This is a genomic window from Devosia sp. MDV22-iso42, assembly GCF_058629155.1.
Genome location: NZ_JBZVWR010000001.1, coordinates 32,328 through 51,334, shown reverse-complemented (window position 1 = coordinate 51,334; position 19,007 = coordinate 32,328). Strand labels below are relative to the sequence as shown.

16 protein-coding genes, 1 tRNA gene and 1 pseudogene are annotated in these 19,007 nt (G+C 63.7%); 8 read left to right on the top strand and 10 right to left on the bottom strand.

Annotated features, from left to right (window positions below; genetic code table 11):
- Nucleotides 1-88 precede the first annotated feature (88 nt).
- A complete protein-coding gene (gene murA / locus AC4NN3_RS00255) occupies nt 89-1,381 on the bottom strand; it encodes a UDP-N-acetylglucosamine 1-carboxyvinyltransferase (protein WP_491925138.1) in 1,293 nt (430 codons plus the stop codon).
- A 148-nt stretch (nt 1,382-1,529) separates the two neighbouring features.
- Nucleotides 1,530-1,655: a hypothetical protein gene (locus AC4NN3_RS00250; RefSeq protein ID WP_491925137.1), complete on the bottom strand. Its 126-nt coding sequence runs from the start codon at nt 1,653-1,655 to the stop codon at nt 1,530-1,532.
- A 158-nt stretch (nt 1,656-1,813) separates the two neighbouring features.
- On the opposite strand from AC4NN3_RS00250, the gene AC4NN3_RS00245 reads away from it, so the two are divergent.
- A tRNA-Thr gene (locus AC4NN3_RS00245) sits at nt 1,814-1,888 on the top strand.
- A 203-nt stretch (nt 1,889-2,091) separates the two neighbouring features.
- On the opposite strand, the gene AC4NN3_RS00240 is transcribed toward AC4NN3_RS00245, so the two are convergent.
- Both AC4NN3_RS00240 and AC4NN3_RS00235 read right to left on the bottom strand, forming a co-directional pair.
- Nucleotides 2,092-3,435, bottom strand: coding sequence for a sensor histidine kinase (locus AC4NN3_RS00240; protein WP_491925136.1), 1,344 nt, complete (start codon nt 3,433-3,435; stop codon nt 2,092-2,094).
- 14 nt (nt 3,436-3,449) lie between these two features.
- Entirely contained in the window at nt 3,450-3,923 is a 474-nt protein-coding gene (locus AC4NN3_RS00235) for a putative pterin-binding protein (RefSeq protein WP_491925135.1), read from the bottom strand.
- Here AC4NN3_RS00235 and AC4NN3_RS00230 point away from each other — a divergent pair.
- Nucleotides 3,922-5,646, top strand: a complete 1,725-nt coding sequence (locus tag AC4NN3_RS00230) for an FAD-binding oxidoreductase (protein WP_491925134.1) — start codon at nt 3,922-3,924, stop codon at nt 5,644-5,646. The two genes, AC4NN3_RS00235 and AC4NN3_RS00230, sit on opposite strands and share 2 nt — an antisense overlap.
- 410 nt (nt 5,647-6,056) lie before the next feature.
- On the opposite strand, the gene AC4NN3_RS00225 is transcribed toward AC4NN3_RS00230, so the two are convergent.
- The gene (locus tag AC4NN3_RS00225) at nt 6,057-7,091 is read right to left on the bottom strand and encodes a response regulator (protein ID WP_491925133.1); all 1,035 of its coding nucleotides are present in this window, start codon (nt 7,089-7,091) and stop codon (nt 6,057-6,059) included.
- A gap of 683 nt (nt 7,092-7,774) precedes the next feature.
- On the opposite strand from AC4NN3_RS00225, the gene AC4NN3_RS00220 reads away from it, so the two are divergent.
- Nucleotides 7,775-7,936: a DUF1127 domain-containing protein gene (locus AC4NN3_RS00220; RefSeq protein WP_491925132.1), complete on the top strand. Its 162-nt coding sequence runs from the start codon at nt 7,775-7,777 to the stop codon at nt 7,934-7,936.
- Between the two features lie 148 nt (nt 7,937-8,084).
- Here the strand turns inward: AC4NN3_RS00220 and AC4NN3_RS00215 are convergent, their stop codons facing one another.
- The 4 genes from AC4NN3_RS00215 to AC4NN3_RS00200 form a co-directional block, all read right to left on the bottom strand.
- Nucleotides 8,085-9,026, bottom strand: coding sequence for a Csu type fimbrial protein (locus AC4NN3_RS00215; protein WP_491925131.1), 942 nt, complete (start codon nt 9,024-9,026; stop codon nt 8,085-8,087).
- 11 nt (nt 9,027-9,037) lie between these two features.
- On the bottom strand, nt 9,038-11,341 hold the full coding sequence (locus tag AC4NN3_RS00210; protein ID WP_491925130.1) for a fimbria/pilus outer membrane usher protein: 2,304 nt from the start codon (nt 11,339-11,341) through the stop codon (nt 9,038-9,040).
- A gap of 82 nt (nt 11,342-11,423) precedes the next feature.
- Nucleotides 11,424-11,852: a fimbrial biogenesis chaperone gene (locus AC4NN3_RS00205; protein WP_491925129.1), complete on the bottom strand. Its 429-nt coding sequence runs from the start codon at nt 11,850-11,852 to the stop codon at nt 11,424-11,426.
- Between the two features lie 12 nt (nt 11,853-11,864).
- Nucleotides 11,865-12,383 carry a Csu type fimbrial protein gene (locus AC4NN3_RS00200; protein ID WP_491925128.1) on the bottom strand — a complete coding sequence of 173 codons (519 nt, stop codon included), beginning with the start codon at nt 12,381-12,383 and terminating at the stop codon, nt 11,865-11,867.
- A gap of 716 nt (nt 12,384-13,099) precedes the next feature.
- Between AC4NN3_RS00200 and AC4NN3_RS00195 the strand changes: the two genes are divergently transcribed.
- From AC4NN3_RS00195 to AC4NN3_RS00180, 4 genes and pseudogenes are all read left to right on the top strand, one after another.
- Nucleotides 13,100-13,567, top strand: coding sequence for a GbsR/MarR family transcriptional regulator (locus AC4NN3_RS00195; RefSeq protein ID WP_491925127.1), 468 nt, complete (start codon nt 13,100-13,102; stop codon nt 13,565-13,567).
- Nucleotides 13,564-14,757, top strand: coding sequence for an efflux RND transporter periplasmic adaptor subunit (locus AC4NN3_RS00190; protein ID WP_491925126.1), 1,194 nt, complete (start codon nt 13,564-13,566; stop codon nt 14,755-14,757). Before AC4NN3_RS00195 ends, AC4NN3_RS00190 begins: the two co-directional genes overlap by 4 nt.
- Before the next feature lie 3 nt (nt 14,758-14,760).
- Nucleotides 14,761-17,322 (top strand): annotated as a pseudogene (locus AC4NN3_RS00185) (efflux RND transporter permease subunit); the annotation flags it as partial.
- Nucleotides 17,323-17,434: 112 nt separating this feature from the next.
- Nucleotides 17,435-17,890 (top strand): efflux RND transporter permease subunit, encoded by a 456-nt coding sequence (locus AC4NN3_RS00180; RefSeq protein ID WP_491925125.1) that lies wholly within the window; start codon nt 17,435-17,437, stop codon nt 17,888-17,890.
- Nucleotides 17,891-18,002: 112 nt separating this feature from the next.
- Here the strand turns inward: AC4NN3_RS00180 and AC4NN3_RS00175 are convergent, their stop codons facing one another.
- Entirely contained in the window at nt 18,003-18,389 is a 387-nt protein-coding gene (locus AC4NN3_RS00175) for a PRC-barrel domain-containing protein (RefSeq protein ID WP_491925124.1), read from the bottom strand.
- A 228-nt stretch (nt 18,390-18,617) separates the two neighbouring features.
- Between AC4NN3_RS00175 and AC4NN3_RS00170 the strand changes: the two genes are divergently transcribed.
- Complete coding sequence (locus tag AC4NN3_RS00170; RefSeq protein ID WP_491925123.1) at nt 18,618-18,950, top strand: hypothetical protein; 333 nt, start codon at nt 18,618-18,620, stop codon at nt 18,948-18,950.
- Nucleotides 18,951-19,007 lie beyond the last annotated feature (57 nt).

Sequence of the window (19,007 nt, the reverse complement as noted above, 5' to 3'; positions counted from 1 at the left end):
GGCGCCGGGGCAATGCGGCAGGCGCATAAGGCGGGCCGGACAGACGGAATGCGGCAGCAGGGCGCCGAGGCGCCCTGCTGCCACCGGATCAGCCGGCGACGCGCTCGATCTGTGCGCCGCAGCGGCTGAGCTTGTCTTCCAGCCCCTCAAAGCCGCGATCGAGATGATAGATGCGGTTGACGATGGTTTCGCCCCTGGCGGCGAGGCCCGCAATGACCAGCGACACCGAGGCGCGCAGATCGGTGGCCATGACCTGGGCCCCCTTGAGCTGGGCCTTGCCGCGAATGGTGGCGACCTGGCCGTCCACCGCGATATCGGCGCCGAAGCGGACCAGCTCGGCCACATGCATGTAGCGGTTCTCGAAAATCGTCTCGCGGATATGGCTGGTGCCCGAGCTCATGGTCATCAGCGCCATGAACTGGGCCTGCAGATCGGTGGGGAAGCCGGGGAACGGATCGGTCTCCACGTCGACAGGAAGGATGGGGCCATCATGGCGCTGCACGCGCAGGCCCTCGGGCTCGACGGTGAGTTGGGCACCGGTGCGGGCCAGGATATCGAGCGCCGCCTGCAGATGCTCGGGCCGGGCGCCGCGCAGCAGCACATTGCCGCCGGTCATGGCCGTGGCGATGGCAAAGGTGCCGGTCTCGATGCGGTCGGGAATCACGTCCACCGTGGCGCCATGCAGGCGCTCGACGCCCTCGATGGTCAGCGTACGGGTGCCGATGCCCGAGATGCGGGCGCCCATGGCGACCAAACATTCGGCGACATTGGTGATTTCGGGTTCCTGGGCGGCATTTTCGATAACCGTGGTGCCGCGGGCCAGAGTGGCGGCCATGAGGATGGTGTGGGTGGCGCCGACGGAGACCTTGGGAAAGGTGATGGTGGTGCCGACAAGGCCACCTTTGGGCGCCTTGGCGACGACATAGCCCTCGTCGATATCGATCTCGGCGCCGAGCGCCTTGAGGCCGAAGAGAAAGAGATCGACCGGGCGGGTGCCGATGGCGCAGCCGCCGGGCAGCGAGACGCGGGCCTCGTGGCAGCGGGCCAGCAGCGGCCCGATGACCCAGAAGCTGGCGCGCATCTTGGAGACCAGGTCATAGGGCGCGGTGGTGTCGACAATGTCGGCGGCATGGAAGGTCATGCGCTGGCCGACCATGTCGTCCTCGCCGCGGCGGCGGCCATGCACGGCAATGTCGACGCCGTGGTTCTCGAGAATGCGCTCGAGCTGCTTGACGTCGGCCAGACGCGGCACGTTCTGCAGGATCAGCGGTTCGTCGGTCAGCAGCGAAGCAATCATCAGCGGCAATGCGGCGTTCTTGGCGCCGGAAATGGCGATGTCGCCATTGAGTTCATTGCCACCGATCAAACGGATGCGGTCCATAGTCTTGTCGTCCTATATGGCGGGCTGGTGCCCTAGCTACCTGGGGATGGAGGTAGGCCAAGTCCTAGATGCCACGTAAGCCAGACTCGCCGAACTCGATGTTTTGGCGTGCATAGCATGCCGGGAAGGATAGTCGTCCGAAAATGGTTTACGGCTGCTTTACCGGGGCCGTTTCGTCTGCAGGCTGGGGATCGGGCGCCTGGCGTTCGGAATCGGAACGCGCCTTGACCTGACCCTTGCGGCGCTTGAGGTTCTCGCGGAGCTTTGCGGCCAATCTTTGCTCACGGGCGTCGGCTTCTTGGGTTTTACTCATGGGGCGCGGGATTCGGGGTTGGTGGAAGGCGGTGATAGGCGTTTTTTTGCCTTGCGTCGAGCCAGACCCTATGGCAGTAGAGCCTCCGTCACGCCGAGCATACCAGCCGCGTCACAATTGCTGCCGTAGCTCAGTGGTAGAGCACCCCCTTGGTAAGGGGGAGGCCGACAGTTCAATCCTGTCCGGCAGCACCATCCCAACCCATTGATATCACTTAAACTCTTGCTTTCCTAAGGGTGAGCTCATGCTGGATTGTTGCCTGACGAGCGGTCTGCCTGAGGATCCGGTCGGCGCCTGTTGTCGGCGGTAGGCGGTTGCGGCCGGCTGGGAGGCGATGGGACCAGGGGGAAATCATTGCGGTCGGCAAGAGCCAGTGCGCCAGAGGGTCTTGCGATCATCAACCGGCGGGCTCGGCAGGCGCGGCGGCGAGCTTTGCTGGCATCCTGCAAGGAAAGACCAGGGTAAAGGTTGATCCCTTGCCCTCAAGGCTGTCCACATCGATCCGTCCCCCGTGCAGGGCCATGATCTGGGACACGAAATTGAGACCAATCCCCGTTCCCGGAATGCCCTCGGCGGTGCGGGCGCGGAAGAAGCGTTCACTGATGAACCTGACCTCGTCAGCCGGAATGCCGACGCCGCTATCGGCCACGCTGATACAGACATCATTGCCATACTGGGCGCCGCCGACCATGACCTGGCTGCTGGGCGGGGAATATTTCAGGGCGTTCGACAGCAGGTTCTGAATGGCGTGCTCCAACAGGGTGCTGTCGGCGATGACCCGTTGCGGGAGCTTGTCGAGGGCGCAGACGATGCGGCCCTGATCCTGCTCGGGCTGGTTGTCGCAAGCCGATGCAATCAAATGGTGCAGGTCGCAGGGGCGCGCATGAAAGGCGATCTCGCCCTGCTCGAGACGCGCGGCGTTGAGCGTGCTCTCCATCAACCTGGTCAAGCGCTGGCAGGCATTGCGGATCTTGCTCACTCTGGTGACGATTTCGTCGGTGGTCATTGCTGTGGCGCGGCGCAGCATGCGCTGCGAACTGGCGTCGATAATCGATAGCGGTGTGCGGAACTGATGCGATACGACCGATGCAAAGGCGCGATGCAGGCGCGAAACCTCGCGCTCCTGCGCCAATGCGGCCTCCGCCCGGGCCGTGGTCCGGTAGTTGCGCACCACAATGACGGTGACCAGCACACCCGCCGCCAGGGTCGCCAGCAGATAGCCCAGGATTTCGAGCAATATCTGGCGGCGACTGGCGCGCGAGGCATCCTGCCGGTCGCGACCGTCCAGCATGCCGGCATTGGCAAAGTCGCGCATGGTCAAAGAAATTGCATGGGCATTGTCATGCAGCACGTCGAGGGCATCGGCGCTTGCGCGATCAAGACCTGCCAGTTGTTGCCGCTGCTCGTCCAGAATGGCGCGCACGCCCGCAATCTGGCCCTGGTAGCCCATGTCAATGACCCGCGCGGTCATCTGGCCCTCTTCAAACAGGCGGACACGGCTGTCGAGCAGATCGAAGCGCAGAATGACCTCGTCGCGCACCACCCGCCCCATCTCGAACAGCAGCACGGCGTCGGCCAGGCGCATGGCTTCAAATTGCGCCTGGCTGGAAAACCAGACGACGCCCTCGGCCGGCTCACCGGCCAGGCGATTTTCGTTGACGGCAAGCCGGATGACCGCCGCCAGCAGGATGACGAACAAAATCGTCAGCGCCAGCGCAGCGGCCATGAACGGCCGCGACATCCACGGCCGTATTCTCATTGCACCTGCAAAGCCTTGAGCTGCCAGACCCAGCGGTCATGCATGCGCCGGTCCTGCAGTGCCGGGTCGCTATCGCGCGGATAGACGATCCAGATCGGCCCCTTGTCGCTGACCCGCATTTCTTCGCCGTCCATTTCGGTGGCGAGGAGCACATCATATTTCTCGAAATCCTCCATGGGGATTTCAACCGTATAATCGTTGAGTGCGAAGGCCAGGACAGTCGCGCCCTCTGCCCCCACACGCGCCAATACGGCGCGCGCCAGCACGCCGGAAAATACCCGGGGGCCGTCCGTCCAGGGCGTCGTCGTCGTGAGCTCGGAAATGCCCAGCGCATAGAGCATGTCGCGATCAAACGCCGCGCCAGTGTCACCATTGGTCACCGCGATGGTGCCGGCGACCGTCAGGATGACAGGACCGGCGGGCGCCGGGAGCGGCTCCAGCGTCTGCCCGAGGGCCGGCGCGGCAAACATGACGATCGCCGCCAAGGCCGCAACGAACTGCCCGCCCGCGCGCCAGATCTGCCCGGACATCGAGTTGTTCAAATACATGTCCAATGCCTCATCCAATTTTGGGAACAGAGACAACAATTACGCCGCCTTGCGACAGTATGCACGAAGAATCGCTCCGATGGCGCAACTATACGCGCCGCCACCCCGCCCTGCCGCAATTTGGATCCAGACAAATTGCGGATCAGCCAAGCATCCCCTGCAAACGGGTGGGGATAAGGCATTCACGTTCATCTATTTGGCCGCTCATACAGCGCCTCAGGCGCCAAACGGAGCAGAACACATGAACGTACACGCAAGGGTCAATGCACCCATGATTACGCCCTTTGTCAACATGGCCATCGAAAAACTTGCCGCACGCATGGAAGGCCGGATTGTTACTGCGGATGCCGTCGATTACGAGCAGTTGCGCGGCATCGCCCACAGCAACTGGGATCACCGTCCCCTGTTTGTCGCTCGGGTCGCCAGCGCGCGAGACGTGGCCGACGTGGTCGATTTTGCCCGCCATCACCAGCTCGAGCTGGCGGTGCGCAGCGGTGGCCATTCGGTGTGCGGCCACAGCGCCAGCCCGGAGGGCGTTGTCATCGACCTGCGCGACCTGAACGCCCTCGATATCGACCTGCAGAACATGACCGTCTGGGCGGACAGCGGACTGACCGCCGGCCACGTGACGCGGGCCCTCGATCCGCATGGCGTGGCTGTCGGGTTCGGCGATTCCGCCAGCGTCGGTATCGGCGGCATTACGCTGGGCGGGGGCGTCGGCTATCTGACGCGCAAATTCGGCCTCACCCTGGACGCGCTGATCGCCGCCGAGATTGTCACGGCTGCGGGCAGCATCCTGGTGGCCGATGAAAGCCACAGCCCGGACCTCTTCTGGGCGATAAGAGGCGGCGGCGGCAATTTCGGCGTGGTGACGCGCTTTTGCTATCGCCTCAATCCCCTGCCTGAATTTACCGGCGGGCCGCTGGTGCTGTCGGCAACGCCGGAAGCGTTGGCCGGTTTCGTCGCCGCCGCCAAGGCCGCGCCAGACGAACTGAGCACTATTCTGCTGGCCATGCCCGCCCCGCCCTTGCCGTTTCTGCCGCCCCAGATCGTCGGCCAGACCGTGCTGATCGGCATGATGGCCTATGCCGGTGCGCACGAAGAAGCGCAGCGCGCGCTGGCGCCGTTCCGGGCGCTGGCCGCGCCCATCGCCGATCTTGTCCGCCCCGGCCCATACAGCATGATGTACCTTCCCGAAGACCCGGCCATGAAGCCGACGCTTTCGGTGCGGGCACTGTTCAAGGACGATTTCGATCGCGAAGATGCCGCCAACATCCTGAGTCAGCTCGAGCGCTGCGACGCGCCGATGCGCATGGCCCAGGTCCGGGTGCTTGGCGGCGCGGCAGCGCGCGTGCCCGCCGAAGCAACGGCCTATGCGCATCGGGACGCCGCCATGCTCGTGGCGTTCCTCGCCATGGATGGCAGCGTCGAAACGCTGGATCGGCACGATGCATGGGCGGAAGCTTGCGTGGCGGCCCTCGGCGGCGCCCGGCGTGGCAGCTATGTCAACTTTCTGGCCGAACAGGGCACGGAGATGATCTCACGCTCCTATGCCGGGGCCACCTGGCAGCGGCTGCGGGAAATCAAGCGCCGTTATGACCCAACCAACCTGTTCCGCCGCAACCAGAACATTCCACCGGCCTGAAGCCGATCCGCTTGGGCACAGCAGGGCGCCGGGTACCACCTGGTTCGGCGCCTCGCCTTTCAGCCCAGGCGCATATCTCGATTGCAGCCTTGCCACCTCGCCGGGGGTATCCGGTCGAGACAAGTGGCGCGCAGCAATCCTTATGGCCCCGCCCTGTGGCATTGGGCGCCCAACCCAGATGAGGACCCACAATGCACCGGTTACCCCAGATGTCCGACTTTGACGTGTCCGCCTATCCCGAGCTCTCCAGTATCTTCCGCAGCATTGACGCTGGCATTGCCGCCATCGTGGCGGCAGATCCCGCATTCAGACCGAAGCCAGTCCACCGGCTCCGTCGACCGTCGGGCGGGAGGGCGGGCACACAAGCCAGTTCGGGGCCGCGTTGCCCGCAGGGCCGCCTGAGCGCCCCCTCAGCTGGCCCCCAGGCCCACCGGATTGGAGATGAACAGGCTAATGAGATCGGCCTGGCGATCGGTCTCGGTTTTGCGGAACAGGTTCTTGAGCGTATAGCTCACCGTGTTGCGCGATAGCCCGAACTCTACGGCAATCTCGTCCAGCCGGAGGCCGCGCACCAGCGCCAGAGCCAGGCGAGTCTCAGCCGGCGATAGTCCATATAGTTGCGCAACCGCCTGCGCGGCGTCGCTGGACCGCCATTGCGGGTCGGTGACAAACAGTCCCACCACCGGCTCGCCCGGGGCTGCCGGCCCCTTGCCCAGCGGGCAGGCGACAGCAATCAGCGGCCGCTTGCCGCTCTGGCGTTCAAGGGCGACGGCTTCGCTCCCCTGGCGGTTGCTGATGGCCAGGCGTTCCATGGCGCCATCGATGATGTCGCGGAGGGCCTGGGTCTGTTGCGGTTTTTCTGCCCGCAACAGGGAGTCGCGGGAAAGGCTGATGCCGTCATGCTCGTCCAGCAAGGCGTCGGCGCGCCGGTTGCGGAACAGCACCTTGCGATCGCTGTCGAGCAGGAAAATGCCCACCGAGATGCGATTGAGCGCCTCGTCGGCGCCCATAAGGGCGGCCCGCAGGCCCAGTCCATCGGCGGCGTCGGCATGCGGCCGGGTTCCTCTTATGCGGGCAACCTGATCAAGTCGCGCGGCGATGGTGATCAGCATCAGGTCGAAGTCAATCGGCTTGGTCAGATAGTCATCGACCCCGGCTGCCTTGCCCGCGATGATGTCCTGCCGCCCCGCCAGTGCCGTCAGAAAAACGAATGGCAGGTCGCCAAGACTGGGCTCTTGCCGTACCCGCCGCAACAGTTCGAGACCTGACATCTGCGGCATGGTGACGTCGCATAGCACAAGATCAAAGCGACGCTCGCGCAACAGATCGAGTGCTTCCCGTCCGTTGCTGGCCTCTTCAACGATATATCCAGCAGCGACCAATTCCTCGCAGATATCACTGCGAAGGTCTGCCTCGTCTTCGACACAGAGTATCGTGGCACTCATCAGATCGCCGCCCGCATCTCAGTTTTGAACCGGCCTCTCGCATCTGGATTGTGGTGGGACCGCGCCACTATTTGGCACAACCGCGACAGATGGGAAAATCGAGATAATTTCGAAATCCGTCTTTTTTGCGTTGCTTGCGGCCAAGTAAACCGGGCGCCTGCATTCTCGCAAACCCCGGACGGTTCAAATGACCACGCGTTTGGGTGGAGACGGCACTGCGGCATCCATGATCTTTGAGCCGATCAACTGTACTGTGGAGACGAAATCATGCCCAGGACTGATCACGACCTGCCATTGGACGCCTATTGCCTGATCTGACTAGTGGTTGTTGGCCAGGATGTTTTTGGCTATCTCGGCGCACTTTTGCTGGCATCGGCCTTTGTTGGGATACTCATCGCGATGTCGGCCTTGACCACACTGGTTTCCCGCCTCGCGCCGGGTAGTTGGTCGACTCCCTACCCACACAAATGGGTGGGGCCGCAGCGTTAGGACTTCGCTAACGGTAGGCCGCCGAAGCCGTCAGGCCGGTGTCCGACTTCCAAACACTTGCCGCCCGCAGTCCTGCAGGGCGGCATTTTTGTGCGGCTCCGCACCAGCAATAAATCTGCAAAAGCCCGCTCGAACGGGTGGGGCAGCAGTCCCGGAAAGACCTTAGAAACCGGGCATCCCAACGGAGCCAAGAGATGATCAACATTCTCGACACCTGGCGCGAGAAGCGCCGCATCCGCAAAACCCACCAGGAACTCTATGGTCTCAGCGATCGAACTCTGCGTGATATCGGCCTGTGCCGCTCAGACATTCCCACAATCGGCCAGGATGGCGTGCCCCATCGGCACGGGCGCTGAGAGCGCCTTCGATGGATCCGCGAAGGCAAGGCGTCACCTGCTGGTACGCCGGCCCAATCGGCGCTGACGCGCTTGACCTCAATGCGTTGCGGCCAGTCCGGGACCTCGGATGGTGATCGCGGTGGGCGCAACGCCACCAAGCCTGACTTCAATAGGCGATGATGACAACCACCGTATCGGCGTAATTGCCCGGTTGAGCGGCCTGGGCCGGTACGCGACCATAGATCGGCAGTGCCTGCTGGGCGCCGCTGCCTGCACCATCGACCAAGGTACCGCTCTGCTCTCCCCATGGGGCGGTTCGGGCCGCATCCGCGTAGAGGCCATAGGTGACCGCGCCGTCAGTGGACAGCATCAGCCGCTGCTCCGGATTGCTTGCCCCGCTCAGTCCGCCATCCAGTGACACCGAATAGCCTGTCCCCGGGGTGCAGGTGATCGTGAGGTCGCCGCTGGCATCGACATTTGTATCGATGAGCCCAACCGTGCCGAAGTTGATGTCCTCGGCCTCGAGAAGGCAATTGGCCGCAACCGTTCCCCGCACCGAGAATGTCCCATAGGCCTCGCTGCTGCCGGCAGCGGTGCCGCAGTCGAGCGCACTGCCCTCCTCATAGCTGAAAGTGGCGTCGGCAGCGGTGAATAGCGAGACATAACTGCCTTCTGCCGCATTGCTCTGCCCGGCGGGCACCGTGCCATAGAGATAGATGGTCGCCGAAGCCGCAGTGTCGGACACGGGCAAGACGATCGTGCGTGGCGGTCCCAGCGCGGCATTGTCGACACTGCCCCATGGGATGCTGCGCGCCGCGTCGGTGAAGATCTGGTAGGACAGGCTATTGCTGCCAGAGCCGACCTGGCGCAATCCGGCCTGGGCGCCGCCGCTGCCCGCACCCAGATTGGCGCAGATCGTCACCTGTGTGGCGTCCGCCGACACCTGATCGCAATCTATAGCCACCTGGGCCGTGGACTGTGCTCCCATCCCAGACAGCGTATCGATCGCGCCAAAGTTGAGGTCGCTGATATCGATGGTGCACGTGGCTGCCTGGGCGCCATGAGAGATCAGGAGCAGAGACAACGCCAAAAGCAAAGCACGCAGCATGGCAGGGTTCCTCATAGGGGGTGACAGACGACATCGGCGATGAGCACCTGGGCTCCTCCCTGGGCGGCATAGGCAAATTCGGCGACGCATTGGCTACCGTCGGGATATTGCAGCGTGATCCGGTTGTCCGGGCCGAGCCCGTCGACCATGGCTTCGCCGTCATAGCCGACCATGAAAGCCTGCGTATCACCGGCGCTTTGTCCGGTCGTTCCAAGCGGCAAGAAAACACCGGCCTCGTCGCGCAGGACGATCAACGCCGCGCCGCCTGTGGCATTGCCGACGAAGCGCACCACCACGCCAGATCGATCAGCCGGCCTGATCGTCTGACGGGTGCTGGCCGTCACCCTATCCAGCGGCAGGCTGCCCGGATCGATGGCGATGCGATTGTCCTGGTAAGATCGGAGATTTGGCAGCAGCAGCTTGCCATTGCCGCGCGTTTCCCCCGCCGGCCGGTTTTCAAACAGCACCGGTACAGCCGGGGCCCCGGCGTCGACTATGGCGAACGCGTCATCGATCCGGTTGGCGACAAATACATCACCCCCAGCCACGACGACCGAACCGCTGACCCGGCCAGAGGCTTGCGTCTGCTCGCCGCTGTGGCGGATCCGGGCTGCCACATCCGCAACGCCGAGCTGGGTCGAGGCCGCGCCAGACCAGGTAGCGTTCTGGCCCGTGCCATAGCGCAGCTGCCAGCCGATATCACTAGTCCCCTCGCTCGCCGAATGCGCAATACTGGTATTGACCGACGATCCTGCCGGGCCGGAGGCCGCCGACGCGCTGGACGATATATCATCCCCGATAGGCATCGATATCGTGGCGCTGAGGCCATAATTGCCGTCGTCCAGATTGGCAAAGGCCGAGGTCGAGAGAGACCCGGTAGACAGGGGACCGGTTAACGTCGCTCCCAGCAAACGCACAGGGTCGCTGTCTCTGGCTTCGGCCTGGCTGTAGCTCAGACTCATGCGGGCGCCCAGCACAGGCGCCGGGAAGGAAAGCGACAGCTGATAGATATCCTGCGGCGACGCTCCTGCCGATCTGTCGGAACCGAGGGTGTCATCGAATGTCACCGAGGCGATGTCGGCGTAGCTGCCGAATGTCCGTTGCGCACTGGCTTGGAGATTGACGTCGCCCAATTCAATCTGGACCGAGCCGGTCACCTGCAGCCCCAGGCCCAGATCGCTGGAACTACCCGAAGCGGCAAGCGCGCCAACGCCCCAGTGGCCTAGCGCAGCGACACCACCCAGCCCCATATTGATCAGTCCCGGACCACCTTCGGCATGGCCCTCCCCGGTGAACCCATCAAGGATGCCATGCCGAAGGCTCGCCGAGCCCATCAACCGTCTGTCATAGTGGTCCTGGTCGGTGCCGTATCGGGTGCGCGCGAAGCCGAGCTCGGCCGAATAGTCGGAGAGCCCCGGCCTCAGCAACTGCTCGGAAACGAAGTAGTCACTCTCGGTCACCACCTCCTGGCCATGCTCGTCTCGGACGACGAGTTGCACCGTTCCCGCGCCTGTTACGACGGGCAGATCGGCGATTTCGAATGGGCCGGCCGGCAGATCGCTGGCAAAGCGCCGCGCATCGTTGAGATAGACTTCCACCGCTGATGGCAGGGCTGCGCTGCCGGAAAAGGCAGGCACCGGAAAGGTCACGACATCAGGCCGCAGCCCGAAGGAATTCTGGATCTGGACGCCACCCAGGCGGGTTGGCCGGGTCCAGCTCAAGCCGCCGGTCACCACGTCCCCGGCACGATAGGTGCGCATTGACTCCGGATCAGAATATGACCAGGTGCTGTCAAGGCGACGGACTGTACTGGACTGGCTGCTTGCCGAGAATGTCTGTCCAACCAGGCCAAAAGGCCCGAAAATGCGCGCCTCGAAGGCGCCCGACAGCGCGCTCAAAGTCAAGTCTGCGTCCACCGAGTCATAGCTGGCGCCACTATAAAGCGAATAGTTCAGCAGAGCGCCGAGATCGACCTGTGATGGCTCGAGCGCAGCGGCGTGTTTGGCCGCCTTGCCGTTGGCGGCAACCACAAGGGGCGCGCGCCCGGCGTCATTGGCGGTAAAAGAAAGCGTCTGCAGCAGTTCGTCAAATTCGAAGTTGACATCGCGCAGGCTGGCCAGCGCGATGCGACCGTCCGGCCGATGGGTGGCGACAGGCAGAATGCCCACGTTGCGCAATTGCACGGGATCAATTGACAGCGACCCGTCGACATCCTCATGCACTTCCGCAATGAGATGGCGTGACGTCCCGTTGATGAAGATTTCCAGGTACAGATCGCGCCCGGCAGTGGTGGCGGCGTCGCTATACTGCGCCAATGCAGGGAAGATTGGTGCTGCACCCAGCACGGCGAGCCAGGCAAGTACCAGCGCAATGCTGGCGATGCCGGGCCGTTGCTTGTTATTCAGCGAAGTAGAGCGGAATCGCGTGGCGCACCAATACGCTCACGGTTCCCGGACGCGCCTGCCCGGGGTTTGGCAACTGGTCGATCAGCAACCGGTAGCTCTCGCGTCCATTGACCGGGGTTGTCGAAGTCCGGACGACGCGAATGAGGTTCTCGGTGCCAGGGTCCAGCTGGGTCATGGGCGGGCTGGCAACGACATCGCGCGTTGGCTCCAGAATGTCCTGACCGTTGCGCTGGGTCCACTTGAAGACCCGGATCTGGACCTGCACGGGTGCAGAATCGTCGTTCCACACCCGGACCACCGAAGCGCTGGTTCCGCCGGGCAGATCAAGCATTATGGGGGCGACGCGCAGGCTTGCGGCCTGGGCCGCTGCCCCGAACAGGCAGAAAAAGGCAACAGTACCGACTAGGGCAAGTAAGCGCATTGGTCTTCCTCCCTACAACACGTCAGTGCCGTACCAGATGGTGGCGGTGATGGTGTCGGCATAGGCACCGGTAGGAATGTTCTGTCCGGCGGGCACGCGGCCATACACGGTTACCGTCTCAGGCGCGCCGGTCGCGCTCGCGCTAGCGAGAGTATCAGTGCCTTGGGTATCGCCCCAGTTCGTTGTTCTGCCCGTGTCCTGATAGAGGCCGTAAGCGGCAGTGTTGGCGGGCACGGTTGTGTGCGTCATCAAGCGGTCGGTGACAGTCGCACCCACGCCGGCGCCGGCACTCAGGCCGATGGCATAGGGCGAGCCTGCGGTACACTCAACCGTCAGGTCGGTCTGCGCATCAATGTCGGCATCCACCAGACCGGTCGACCCAAATGCCAAATCCGCAGCTGAAAGCGTGCACTCGGCCTCCACAGTGAGGCTGACGCCGATCGTATCGGTAGTCGTCTGCGCGCCGGCAGGAAGAACCAACAAGGAAGATCCGGCAGCAATAAACGCTGCGGCAGAAATAATACGATTCATTTTGCGCCTCATTATAATATTGAATTTTGAAATCGTCAGAACAATATTTGTATATAGATCCGCCTTACGCTCTATATAATTGAAAACCTAGAGATATATCCCTATTTTGTGATTATTATGGTGATTTGACTTTTCAAAATCGCCACATTTGACCACAATGAGTCTGTTATATTTTTAAAGGTCGCCGGAATACTTAAGTGCGACCTCGCACCCGGGCGGCCTCCCCTGGCAGTGAACAAGGTTGGGCGATACGGCTATGTCGGGGGTCATTGTCGGCGGCCGAACCGGCGGCGCCTGACTGCGGACTGTCCACACATTGTGGTCAGTCCCTTGAAGCATGCATTCATTGTACCATATTGTACAACCGCGGTCTTTGCCCAAGCATTGATTCCGCCAAGCCCTGGCGCGTGTAACGCTGCCGGGGCACCTTTCTGGCATGAACCCGGGCGAGCTTCCTGACGCCGTCGACCACCTGGTATGTGCGCGTTATTCTTGGCCTGGCATCACAGTGGTCATGGCCACCCGGATGGCAGCGTCCCGCCCCCTCAAACCCATAGCCGCAACGACGACAACGACAATCCGGCCGGCCGCCGTGACGAGGCGAAGCCTGCATATCCCGGCTGCGCGCCCATGGCGCCAGACTCGGACTGCCAGCCTGTACAAAAATCATTTCATTCAGTACATACTGAATGAAATGAATGAGACTGGAGCCTGGCGTGTCATCCGTTGAGCGGTTTGTCGAAGAAATGGGCCTGATGTCGCAGGAGCGCGGCGACACCCGTATTGCCGGGCGCATCTTCGGACTGCTGGTGATCGAGGGGCACGAGCTCAGCCTGCAGCAGATCAGCGAACAGCTGGGCGTCAGCCGGGCCAGTGTCAGCACCAATGCGCGGCTGCTGGCCAAGCGCGGCATCATTCGCCTGACCGCCCATACCGGGGACCGGCAGGACTATTACCAGCTGGTAGGGTTTCCCTATGACGACCTGCTCGCCGAAGTGGCGCAGCAGTTTGCCCAGCATGCCCATACCATAGCCGATTTCGTCGATCCGATCCGCGCGGAAAAGCCGGAAGCGGCGGCGCGGATCGTCGAGCTGAGCAATTTTTATGAAAAGTCTGCAGCATTCCTGCAGCGCTGGGCCGAGGCCGTGCGCGACGAGCAGACGAGCGGAAAGGACAAGGCATGACCGAGGCACATGACAAACCCGAATGGGCACAGAGCCGACGCGAGAAGCTGAACGGGCAGCGGGTGGCCGAGGGCCTCAAGCCGAAGCGTCGGATCGTGCCGTGGATCGTGCTGGGGCTGGTGGTCGTGGGCGTCGCGGCCTTTGTGCTGACCCGGCCGCCTGAACCGGCGCCGGTGGCGGTGGCAGAGACCGCCACCGTGCATCAGCTGCTGGCCTCGGAAGTGACCGAAATGGGGCCAACGACGCTGACGCAGACCGCCAAGGTCACAGGCACGCTAGTGCCGGCGCAGCAGGCCGCCGTCGCCTCGCAGGCCTCGGGACGCGTGCTGAGCGTGGCCGTGCGGCCGGGCGACAGCGTCGCCGTGGGCGACGTGCTGGCCGAGATCGACCGGGCCAACCTGGAGCTGCAGCTCAGCCAGCAGCAGGCCACCGCCAATGCCACGCAGGCCCAGCTGGAATCGTCGCGCCAGCAGCTCGATCGCACCGAGGAACTGACCCGGCAGGGCCTGGCCACGCCCTCGGCGCTGGAGCAGGCGCGCTCAGCAACGGCAGCGCTGCAGGCCAATTTTGCGGCGCTGCAAAGTGCCGTGCAGACGGCCGAGCTCGCCCTGAGCAATGCGACGGTGCTGTCGCCGCTCGATGGCGTGGTTTCTGAGCGCTCGGTCGAACCGGGCCAGACCATCCAGGCAGGGACCGCGCTGTTCACCATCGTCAATCTGGCCGAGATGGAGTTCCAGGCTGCAGCTTCGGTCACGTCCGGCGCCCTGGTCAATCCGGGCCAGGCCGTGTCCATCGCGGTCACCGGGCTGGACGGACAGCGCTTTGATGGCACGGTGACCCGGGTCAATCCGGTCGCCTCGACCGGCACGCGGACCATCCCGATCTATATCGCGCTCGAAAACCAGGATGGACGACTGCGCGGCGGCATGTTTGCCACCGGCCAGATCACCGTGGCCCAGGCCGAGAATGCCATGGCGGTGCCGGCTGCAGCCTTGCGCGAGGACGCCGAGGGCGCCTTCGTGCTCAAGCTCGACAATGGGACGCTGGTGCGCCAGGCGGTCGAGCCGGGCGCCGCCTGGGAGCGCGGCCGGATTGTCGAGGTCAGCGGCCTTCAGAGTGGAGACGTAATCGTCACCGCGCCGCTGGGCGAGCTGGCCGATGGCGACGCCTATGAACGCGTGGAGGGCTGAGCCATGTTCCTGACCCGCATCAGCGTCAATCATCCCGTCTTCGCCACCATGGTCATGGTGGCCATTATGGTGTTCGGTGTCTATTCGTACCAGCGCCTGCCGATCGAATCGATGCCGGACGTGGACTTTCCGGTGGTCGCCGTGGTGGTGAGCTACCCCGGCGCGTCGCCCGAGGCGGTCGAGGCCGACGTGGTGCAGCCCATCGAGGACGCGGTCAATACCATTGCCGGGCTCGACACCATCCGGTCGACGGCGCAGGCCGGCCGGGCGCTGGTGCTGATGATCTTCGACCTGGAGCAGGACTCCCAGCAGATGGCGCAGGAAGTGCGCGACAAGATCGATCCGGTCGGCGCCCTGCTGCCGGACGGGGCCGGCGATCCGCGCGTGCTGCGCTTTGATCCAGGCGCCCTGCCGATCCTGTCGCTGGCGGTCAGCTCGAGCACGCTGTCGGGCCGCGACCTGACGGCGCTTACCGAAGACATCATCGTCACGCGCCTTTCCAATATCAGCGGCGTGGGCAGCGCCACGGTGGTGGGCGGGGTGCCGCGCCAGCTCAATATCCAGATCGATCCCGATCGCCTGACCGCCTTCAATATCAGCCCCAGCGCGGTTACCCAGGCGCTACGGGCGGCCAACCAGGATCTGGCCGCCGGCGCCATCACCCAGGACAGCACCGTGCAGTCGATCCAGGTGCTGGGTCGGCTGGAGGACCAGGACGACTTCTACGACATCATCGTGGGCAACCAGAGCGGCCAGCCGGTGACGCTGCGCGATGTGGCGACCATCGAGGACGGCACCGGCGAAGCGGCGAGCCTAGCCATCCTGAATGGCGAGCGGGCCCTGGCTGTCGATATTCTCAAGACCCAGGGCGCCAATACGGTGGGCGTGGCCAAGGCCATCCGCGACACCATTGACGACCTGGTGGCCAATGAGCTGCCCGACGGGGCGGTGTCCATCCAGGTGGTGGTCGACAATGCCCAGCCGGTGGAAGACAGTTTCCACGCGGTGCAGAACATGATGATCGAGGGGGCGCTGCTGGCCGTCGTCATCGTCTTCCTGTTCCTCAATTCCTGGCGATCGACGGTGATCACCGGGCTGACGCTGCCCATCTCGATCATCGGCACCATGGTGGCGCTCAACTTCCTGGGCTTCACCCTCAACATGATGACGCTGCTGGCCCTGTCGCTGGCGGTGGGCATCCTGATCGACGATGCCATCGTGGTGCGCGAAAACATCACGCGCCACCTGCATATGGGCAAGAGCCACCGGCAGGCTGCGTTCGACGGCACCAATGAGATTGGCCTCGCCGTGATGGCGACGACGCTGTCCATCGTTGCGGTGTTCCTGCCTGTCGCCTTCATGGACGGCATCATGGGGCGGTTCTTCCTGCAGTTCGGGGTGACCGTTTCGGTGGCGGTGCTGATCTCGCTGTTCGTGGCCTTCACGCTCGATCCGATGCTGTCCAGCGTCTGGTACGATCCGGCCTCCAGCCCCCATGCCAAGCGCGGCCCGATCGGCCGGGCGGTGCAGCAGTTCGACAGATTGTTCGAGTGGATTACCGGCGGCTATCGCCATCTGATCCGCTGGGGTCTCAAGTTCCGCAAGACGGTACTGCTGGTCGCGCTGCTGTCGCTGGTGGGCGCTCTGGCGCTGTTCCCGCGGGTGGGCGTCGAGTTCATTCCGGCAACCGACAATGGCAATTTCACCGTCTCGGTGGAAACGCCGGCGGGGTCGAGCCAGGACTATACCGCGGCCAAGCTGCGGCAGGCGGAACGGCTGATCCGGGCGATGCCGGTGGTCGAGACCACCTATTCCACGGTGGCCGGTGGCCTTGCGGCTTCCGGCGCCAATTCGGGCTCCATGACGGTGGCGCTGGTGGACAAAAGCGAGCGCGACATCACGCCTGTCGACCTCATGCCGCAGATCCGCCGCCTGCTCGACGCGGTGCCAGGCGCCAAGTTCCAGGTCTCGGCGGCCTCGGGCCTGGGCCAGACCAGTGCCCCGGTCTCCATCACCATCTATGGGGACAGTTTCGCCGTGCTCGAACGGCTGGCCGATCAGCTGACAGCGCAAATGGCGGGGATCGACGGGCTGATCGACATCACCTCGAGCCTGGACGAGGCGCAGCCGGTGGTGGGCGTCAATGTCAACCGCGACCTGGCCAATGCGCTGGGCATTTCGCTGGCCCAGGTCGCCGACACGCTGTCGCCGCTGGTCAGCGGCGAGGATGTCGCCGACTGGACCGCGCCGAATGGGCAGATCTATTCGGTGGTGGTGCGGCTGCCCGAAGGGTTGCGCAACGATATCGACGCCATCGGCAATCTGCCGATTGCCCAGTCCGGCGCCAGCGGCTCGAGCGGCATGGTGACGCTGTCGCAGGTCGCCGACATCGTCGAAAGCACCGGCCCGGCGACGATCAACCGGCAGGACCTGCAGCGGGGCGTGACGGTAGAGGCCTATCTCGAGGGCGTCGAGCTGGGCGCGGTCACGCCGCAATTGCAGGCGGCGGTCGCCGAGCTCAGCTTTCCCGTGGGCTATCGCAGCTCGTTCGGCGGCGAGGTCGAGCAGATTGCCGAGACGATGGGCGCCATCGGTTCGGCACTGCTGCTGGCGGTGATCTTCATCTTACCTGGTGCTGGCCAGCCAGTTCGGCAGCTTCCTGCAGCCGATCGCCATCATGGGCTCGCTGCCTTTGGCGCTGATCGGGGTGATGGTGGGGCTGCTGGTAGGGGGGTCGACGCTCAACATGTTCTCGGCCATCGGCTTCATCATGCTGATGGGCCTGGTGGTCAAGAACGCCATCCTGCTGGTCGACAATGCCAATCAGCATGTTCGGGGCGGCATGAACCTTTACGAGGCGCTGGTGGAAGCCGGCACGACGCGGTTCCGGCCCATCATCATGACGACGCTGGCGATGATCTTTGGCATGCTGCCACTGGCGCTTAACCTGCATGCCGGCAGCGGGCAGAACGCGCCCATGGCGCATGCCGTGATCGGCGGGTTGATCAGCTCGACGGTGCTGACGCTGCTGGTGGTGCCAGTGCTGCTGACCTATATCGACAGCTTCAGCGCCTTCACCCGCCGCTTCCTGCCGAAGGCACCCGTGGACGCCGACCACGTCGCCGCGGAATGAGCGTGCCCTTCGCCAGGTCAGCCTGATGCGCAAGAAAAAGCCGGCGCCCCGAGGGACGCCGGCTTGCTGGTGGGATCGAGCCCGCCGGGCCCGATCCCCACATCGGGCTAGGTTAAATCCAGTACGGGGCAACACCGTAATAATCGTAGACACGACGGCCGTTTTCCGGGGTCCAATAATCGTCGTCATTGTCGTATTTGGGCGCGCCTTCGACCTGCTCCTTGGTCACGTCGACCTGGTAGCCTCCGAGGCTTTCGTCATAGTCGAGCTTGGACCAGGGCAGCGGATAGTGCTCGTCGCCAATGCCGAGAAAGCCGCCGAAGCTGAGCACGGCATAGGAGACTTTGCCACTGCGCTTTTCAATCAGCAGGCGCTCGATCGAGCCAATATGCTCACCGCGCGGATCATAGACCTTGGTGCCTTCGACCTTGTCGGAGGCGATCAGGTCATGGGTTTCCTTGACGCTGGCGTCCTGGGTGCGGTTGTCATCGTAAGCCATTGGCAAACTCCTTTGGTTGGATGTGAAGGGCTAACGTGACCCGCACGGGCTCAGTTCCATCCAAGAAATGTGATCGAAAATGGCCAATCCGTTGGGAACCCAAGGGGCAATGCAGGCGCATTTCGGAACTGCGCCGTCCGCGGGGCGTTCCCTTGTTGCGGCTGTCGCCATCTTGCGACGATGCGCAGGACCGTGTCGCTGACGACACATAGTCAAGGGAGATATCTGATGGCAACAGCACCCCAGGAGCCGGGCCCCAAGGTCGCCAATGTCGATTTTCTGGTCGACGAAAATGGCGCGCGGCTCGACGTACCCGACAATTCCACGCTCAAGGTGGCGGGGGAGCATGACGAGACGGTGGGATCCACCGGCCCGACCAATTGGTGGCTCTATGGCATTGGCGCGCTGGCCGTGGTGGTCGCGATCATCCTGCTGATGCAGGTGTTTTCCGGCGCACCGGGCACCGATGTGCAGCCAGGCACGCCAACCTCGGAAAGCGTCGTCGCCCCGGCGACCGATCCAGCCGTGCCGGTCCAGGAGCCAGTCGTTCCGGCGCAATAGTCCAAACGCTCTCGAAAAAAAGGCGCGCCCCGCGGGACGCGCCTTTTGTGTTTCCGG